Origin of the sequence: Bradyrhizobium sp. STM 3809 (assembly GCF_000239795.1) — a bacterium.
GTDB lineage: Bacteria > Pseudomonadota > Alphaproteobacteria > Rhizobiales > Xanthobacteraceae > Bradyrhizobium.
In genome coordinates this window covers 1-1,599 of record NZ_CAFJ01000405.1, presented here as the reverse complement: position 1 = coordinate 1,599, position 1,599 = coordinate 1, and the positions used below count along the sequence as shown (strand labels likewise).

The following is a 1,599-nucleotide window of genomic DNA, read 5'->3' as shown; positions in this document are numbered from 1 at the left end:
GGGCTCGCCCTGCGGGCGCCCCGGAACGACGCGTGGAGGGAGTGAAGCCCTTTCTCACGCAGAGCGTAGGGCGGATGAGCGCAGCGTCATCCGTCGGTGTCGAGAGACGGCGGGTTACGCCTTGCGGCTGACCCGCCGTACGACTTGACTGCCCTCGATGCGGAGACGCGTCCGAAAACTGGGTGCAGTCCGACTCTGTTCGCTCGAATCTGTCGCGGTCAGACAGCAAAAGACCGCCTTGGAGGCGGTCTTTCTTTTTCCTTCAGAAGCCCGGCTTGACGCGGACGTCAAGGCCGGAGTTCTGGTCTTTGCGAAAGCGGGGACTATTTCCGGCCGTCAAACAGATCGTTCATCGTCTCGGTTGTCGCGTCGCAAGCGTGATTGAGGCAGGGCAGGCCGAGGGCACTCTCGAGCGACTTCAGCAGGGAGTAGTGGGTGTAGAAGTGGCTGCTGGTGTGGCCGCGACGATCGTCGGCATCGTGATCGTGGTCGCGGTCGGACTCGTTCGTGTCGACGATGAGCGTGACCTGGTTGGTGATCGGGGCATTGGCGTAGTCGCTCTCGTCCCAAACGATCACGATCGCATTCCGGCCGTCCGACCAGGACGGGGATGCCTTGATCGCGCCGACGATCCTCTCGAGCGTGACGTCGCCCTGGTACATCAATGCAGGATTGAGACCTGTCTGGGTCCCCACGTCATTCGGGTCATAGTCGCACTGCGGACCGGCACCGCTGCGGCCATGTTGATCGTTGCACTGGTTCGGCACGATGAAGGAGAGCGTCGGCGTATGGCCTTTGCGCAGATCTTCGAACAGCCCGGCTTGGCCGTCGAAGCCGACCGCATTCTGCAGGCTCAGGCCCGGTTTTCCGTTCTGGACGTCCAGGAAGTAGGCAAAGGGATTGTGCTTCACGGCATAAAGGCCAACAACGCCATCGGTGATTCCGGACTTCGTCGGCGGGTTCAGGTTCGAGTAGATCCCATCGGCGCTGTTGACATTGTCGGCGCCCGTCGGCGGCAGGTCTTCCTGATACGTCTTCCAGGTTCCGCCCTTCTCGACGATCTGGTGCGCGATCGTCTTGGCGACGGTCGGTTGCGCCGGATAGGACGCCGAACCGTCGATGTTGATCACGGGTCCCGGCTGGTTGCCTTCGAGATTGCTGGTGTCGATGGCCGGCGTCGCGGCATCCTTGCCATTTCCGCGCAACGGGCAGATGTTCGGATACGAGCTCTGGTCCAACGCCGGCTGGCCCGTGCTGAGGTTGGTGTCGCAGTTCGCGTTGTGCCAGTCCGGCGCGTGATCGTTGAGGACGCCGAAATTCGATCCACCCACGATTTCGAGGTAGTTGGTCAGGCTGGGATGGCCGACCGCGAAATAGTGGGTCGCAAGGCCCGCTTTCGCAGCCAGTTTGTTGGTGAAAGGCATGTTCGGATTGTCGATGATCTCCGCATAGCCGTGGTTTTCCATCATGATCAGGAACACATGATCGAGATGGCGGACGCCGTAGGGCACCGGGCCTTCTTTGGCCGATGCCATCGCCGCGAGAGACAACGTCGCGACGCCTGCGAGCAAAGCGGAAACAGATCTGAGCATGGAGAGG

General features: G+C 61.5%; 1 protein-coding gene. It reads right to left on the bottom strand.

Features of this window, described 5'->3' with window-relative positions; translation table 11 throughout:
- Positions 1 to 323: 323 nt before the first annotated feature.
- Positions 324 to 1,599, bottom strand: a 1,276-nt coding sequence (locus BRAS3809_RS19970) for an alkaline phosphatase family protein (RefSeq protein ID WP_210161106.1), incomplete at its 5' end; no start/stop codon positions are given.